Consider the following 4,440-nt stretch of genomic DNA (forward strand, 5'->3'; position numbering starts at 1 on the left):
ATGCTCGAAGGCGAGCAGGTTCTTCAGCGACTCGCCGCGCGAGACCCGCCACTTCCATTCGCGCCGGATGGATTCCGCGAAGCCGAGTTCCAGCAGCGTGTTGAAGTCGGCGTCGACGGCCTCCAGCACCTGGCCGAAGACCCGGTCCAGCTCGTCGGGGGTGACCGCGTGCGAGGACAGCCGCCCGACCAGGTAGATGTCGCCGACCCGGTCCAGGGTGTAGGCGACCGCGTAGAGCCTGCGGTTGCGCCGCAGCAGGAACTTGTAGACGCCCTCGAAGTTCTCGTCCGGCTTGCGGCAGACGAAGGACTCGACGCGCACCCCGTGCTTGCCGACGGTCAGCATGAGGGTGGTCTTCAGCTTGCGCTCGCCCGGCAACACCACCACGAAGACGTCCTCGGCGGGACGGGTGTACTCGATTCCGCGGTCACGCAGCGTCTCGTCGATGATCGAGGCGACCTCGGCGACGCTCGCTGTTGCGCTCATCAGAAAACTCCCACCCGGCGTCGGCGCGACGCCCGCAGTCTGGTCCGGTCCGGCGCGCCGCGGGTCGATGCGGTCCGCGCGCCGTGGAAATCGTGCAGTGCCGCGGAGTAGCTGTCCAGCAGTCCCTGCGCGGTGTGCGCCCAGGAGAAGCCCGCCGCGTGCTCGACGGCGCGCGCGCCCATCGCGCGCAGACCGGCCGGGTCGTCCAGCAGCGCGCCGAGGGCGTCGGCCCAGTCGGGGATGCGGTGCCCGCGCACCAGCAGGCCCGTCGACCCGTGCCGCACGGCGGTGCCGAGGCCGCCCACCTCGGCGGCCAGCACCGGGGTCCCGCTGGCCTGCGCCTCGATGGCGACCAGGCCGAAGGACTCGTTGTGGCTGGGCACCGCGACCAGGTCGGCGGCCCGGTAGACGTGCACCAGTTGCTCCGGCGGCTGCGGGGGCAGGAAGGTGACCCGGTCGCTGATGCCGAGTTCGGCGGCCAGCTCGATCAGCGCGTCCGGTCGCTGCAGGCCGGAGCCGGACGGGCCGCCGACCACCAGCACGCGCAGCGGGCGCGCCGGGTCGCGGCCGAGCAGTTCGGCGGCCGCGCGCACCAGCACGTCGGGCGCCTTGAGCGGCTGGATGCGGCCGACGAAGGCCACCACCTGCTCGTGTGGGGACAGACCGAGCGCGGCGCGGGCGGCCGCGCGGTCACCGGGGTGGTAGAGGCTCAGGTCGGCGCCGGGCGGGACGATGCTGATGCGCCGTTCCTCGGCGCCGTAGAGCTCGACGAGCTGACGCGCCTCCTCGGCGGTGTTGGCGACCATGCGGTCGGCCTCGGCGATGATCTGCTTCTCGCCGATCTCGCGGGCCGGCGGTTCCGGGGCGTCGCCCTCGGCGAGCGCGGCGTTCTTGACCGCCGCCAGGGTGTGCGCGGTGAACACCAGCGGCACCCGCCAGCGGTCCCTGGTCAGCCAGCCGACCTGCCCGGACAGCCAGTAGTGGGCGTGCACCAGATCGTAGTAGCCAGGAAGTTGCCTGGCCTCCTGACGCAGGACCTCGGCGGTGAAGGGGCACAGCTGGGTGGGCAGGTCGTGCTTGTCCAGGCCCTCGAACGGACCGGCCACCACATTGCGCACCAGCACACCTGGCGCCGCCTCCTGCACCGGCGGGACGTGCGAGGAGGTGGCCCGGGTGAAGATCTCCACCTCGATGCCCCGCTGCGCCAGTTCCACGGCCGTACGCAGCACATACACGTTCATTCCGCCCGCATCCCCGGTACCGGGCTGAGCCAGCGGGGAGGTGTGCACGGACAGTACGGCGATGCGGTTCGGCCGACGGTCCACACGATGACTCACACACTCCAGTGTGCACTCATCGGCAGTGGACCGGACGGCCGGTCCGAAGCAAGTGACACCTATCACAAGGTTTTGCCAGGCGCTTACGGCGGCGCCGACGGACCGGCCGGTACCGCTCAGGCCAGTTCGTCGGCGAACTTGCCGACCTCGGCGACGAAGCGTTCCGGGTCCTCGATGAACAGGCCGTGCTGGGCGCCCTCCCAGTAGGAGCCACGGCCGTCGGGCACGGTGTCGACGATGAAGCGGCCGTTGTCGATCGGCACCACCGGGTCGGCGGTGCCGTGCAACACCAGCACCGGGACGTCGAGGCCGCGCAGCGTCTCGGTGTTGTCGGCGGTGCGGTAGAACAGCGCCTTGCGCACCGAGGGCGGGGTGGCCAGGCTCATGCCGAACAGGCGCTGGGCGTCCACCCCCTTGTCGCGGCGGTCGCCGGTGTTGGCGTTGCCGAAGGCCGCGAATCCGCGCATGGCCTTACCCGGGCTCTCCTCGAACACCCCGGCCATGGCCTGCTGGAGCGCCTCGCCGACCTGGGCGCCGGGCGCACGGCCGATATTGGCCATCGAGCCCACGTAGACCACACCCGCGACCGCGCCGGTGCCGTGCGCGCTCAGGTAGTCGCTGATGACGATGCCGCCGTAGGACCAGCCGAGCAGCACCGCGCCGGAGGTCACGTCCTCGGCGGCCAGCACGGCGGCGAGGTCGGCGGCCCAGTTGGCCTGGTCGTCGTAGCCGGAAGCCGGTGCGTCGGAGTAACCGTGGCCGCGCAGGTCCACCGCGATCACCCGGAACCGCTGCGCCAGCGCGTCGGCGGCCTCGCCCCAGCAGGTCAGATTGGCCGACCAGCCGTGCACGAGCACCAGCGGCCTGCCGTCCCGCGGACCGGTGACCCGATAGACGATCCTGGTGCCATCCGCGCTGACCGCGTCCCGTGTAGCCATGCCATGCATGCTAGCGGTGACCCACCGCACGCCCGGTGGCCCACGTCACGGCCCTAGGATCGGTGCCCATGAGCACTCGCACCGCGGTCGTCACGGGAGCAAGTTCGGGCATCGGGGAGGCCACCGCGCGCCAACTCGCGAGCCAGGGCTGTCACGTCTACGTCGGCGCCCGGCGGATCGACCGGCTGCGCGCCCTCGCCGACGAGATCGGCGGCACCGCGCTGGAGCTCGACGTCACCTCCGACGACTCGGTGCGCGCCTTCACCGACGCGATCGAACGCGCCGACGTGCTGGTCAACAACGCGGGCGGCGCCAAGGGCCTTGCCCCGGTCGCCGAGGCCGACCTGGACGACTGGCGCTGGATGTGGGAGACCAACGTCCTCGGCACGCTGCGCGTCACCAAGGCGCTGCTGCCGAAGCTGATCGACTCCGGCGACGGGCTCGTCGTCACCATCACCTCGGTGGCCGCCTTCCACGCCTACGACAACGGCTCCGGCTACACCTCGGCCAAGCACGCCCAGGCCGTGCTGCACCGCACCCTGCGCGGGGAACTGCTCGGCAAACCGGTGCGGCTCACCGAGATCGCCCCCGGCGCGGTGGAGACCGAGTTCTCCCTGGTCCGCTTCGACGGCGACGCCGAGCGCGCGGCCAAGGTCTACGAGGGCATCGACCCGCTGGTGGCGCAGGACATCGCCGAGATCGTCGGCTTCGTCGCCTCCCGCCCGCCGCACGTCAACCTCGACCAGATCATCGTCGCTCCTCGCGACCAGGCCTCCCCGAGCCGTTTCGCCCGCCGGAGCTGACCCCGGGGCGCCGCGCGGGCTCGGACGACGGCCACTGCTGATCGACGGCCACTGCTGATCGACGGCCGCGGATGATAACGGCCCCGGCCGGTTCGCGCGCGACGAATGGCGTTGCGCCGCAGGGAAACTCGTGGTTCTCCTCGTAGAAATACTGCCGTCACCTGGCCGGGCTAATCTCCCCGCGCACCATCACCATCGCGCCAGGTCATCACCGCTCGGCTGCAGGATCTACGAGAGGAGCGTCATCATCGCGCTTCGAATTTGGCTGAGCAGTGCGGGAGCGGCATCCGCCCAGGTCATGCAGTTGCTTCGGCAGAACCCCGACGGCGTGGACGTCACTGTCTACGCCAGCAATGTGGACCCGGGCGCGCCCGCGCTGTCGGTGTGCGACGTGCCCGCGCTGGAACCGCGCCATGTCGGCAACGCCGAGTACGCCGCCTTCGCCCTCGACTTCTGCCGCACCAACGAGATCGACGTCCTCATCCCGCCGCGACGGCTGGACGCCCTCGCCGGGCGGGCCGAAGATTTCGCCGCGATCGGCACCGGCCTGATGTGCTCGCCACCCGCCGCGATCCGCACCCTGACCAGCAAGGTCCGCACCTACCGGGCCGCGGCCGCCGCCGGGCTTCCTGTACCGCCGTGGCGGGTGGTCTCCGACGCGGCGGGCTTCCGCGCGGCCGTCGACGAGCTCTCCCGCACCGAGGACAGCCTGTGCGTCAAGCCCTGCGGCGAGTACTCCGCGTTCGGGTTCCGCATTCTCGACGATCGGCCGCCGAGCCTGTCGAGCCTGCTCGGCGCGCCCCGGCCGGTGGCCTCCACCGAGGCGGTGGCCCGCGCGCTGGAACGCGCCGCCGAGCAGGGCGACCGCATCCCGGA

The 4,440-nt window shown here is 71.6% G+C and carries 5 protein-coding genes; 2 read left to right on the forward strand and 3 right to left on the reverse strand.

Annotation, left to right across the window (positions count from 1 at the left end; translation table 11 throughout):
• The 3 genes from QH283_RS14395 to QH283_RS14405 form a co-directional block, all read right to left on the reverse strand.
• Window positions 1–486: YbjN domain-containing protein (locus QH283_RS14395; protein WP_280503505.1), on the reverse strand; the 486-nt coding region annotated here is incomplete at its 3' end.
• Complete coding sequence (gene mshA, locus QH283_RS14400) at window positions 486–1,832, reverse strand: D-inositol-3-phosphate glycosyltransferase (RefSeq protein WP_280503509.1); 1,347 nt, start codon at window positions 1,830–1,832, stop codon at window positions 486–488. The genes mshA and QH283_RS14395, both read right to left, overlap by 1 nt.
• A gap of 107 nt (window positions 1,833–1,939) precedes the next feature.
• Window positions 1,940–2,761: an alpha/beta fold hydrolase gene (locus tag QH283_RS14405; protein ID WP_280503506.1), complete on the reverse strand. Its 822-nt coding sequence runs from the start codon at window positions 2,759–2,761 to the stop codon at window positions 1,940–1,942.
• Between the two features lie 68 nt (window positions 2,762–2,829).
• On the opposite strand from QH283_RS14405, the gene QH283_RS14410 reads away from it, so the two are divergent.
• Together QH283_RS14410 and QH283_RS14415 are read left to right on the forward strand one after the other, a co-directional pair.
• On the forward strand, window positions 2,830–3,564 hold the full coding sequence (locus QH283_RS14410) for an SDR family oxidoreductase (RefSeq protein WP_280503507.1): 735 nt from the start codon (window positions 2,830–2,832) through the stop codon (window positions 3,562–3,564).
• 298 nt (window positions 3,565–3,862) lie between these two features.
• A partial coding sequence (locus QH283_RS14415) for a hypothetical protein (RefSeq protein WP_280503508.1) occupies window positions 3,863–4,440 on the forward strand: 578 nt, incomplete at its 3' end.

This window comes from Nocardia farcinica, from assembly GCF_029867845.1.
GTDB lineage: Bacteria > Actinomycetota > Actinomycetes > Mycobacteriales > Mycobacteriaceae > Nocardia > Nocardia farcinica_A.

What these genes read in the sequence shown, in the direction of transcription:
- QH283_RS14405 (WP_280503506.1), bottom strand. Translation starts at nt 2,761, where the DNA reads ATGGCTACACGGGACGCGGTCAGCGCGGATGGCACCAGGATCGTCTAT.
- QH283_RS14410 (WP_280503507.1), top strand. Translation starts at nt 2,830, where the DNA reads ATGAGCACTCGCACCGCGGTCGTCACGGGAGCAAGTTCGGGCATCGGG.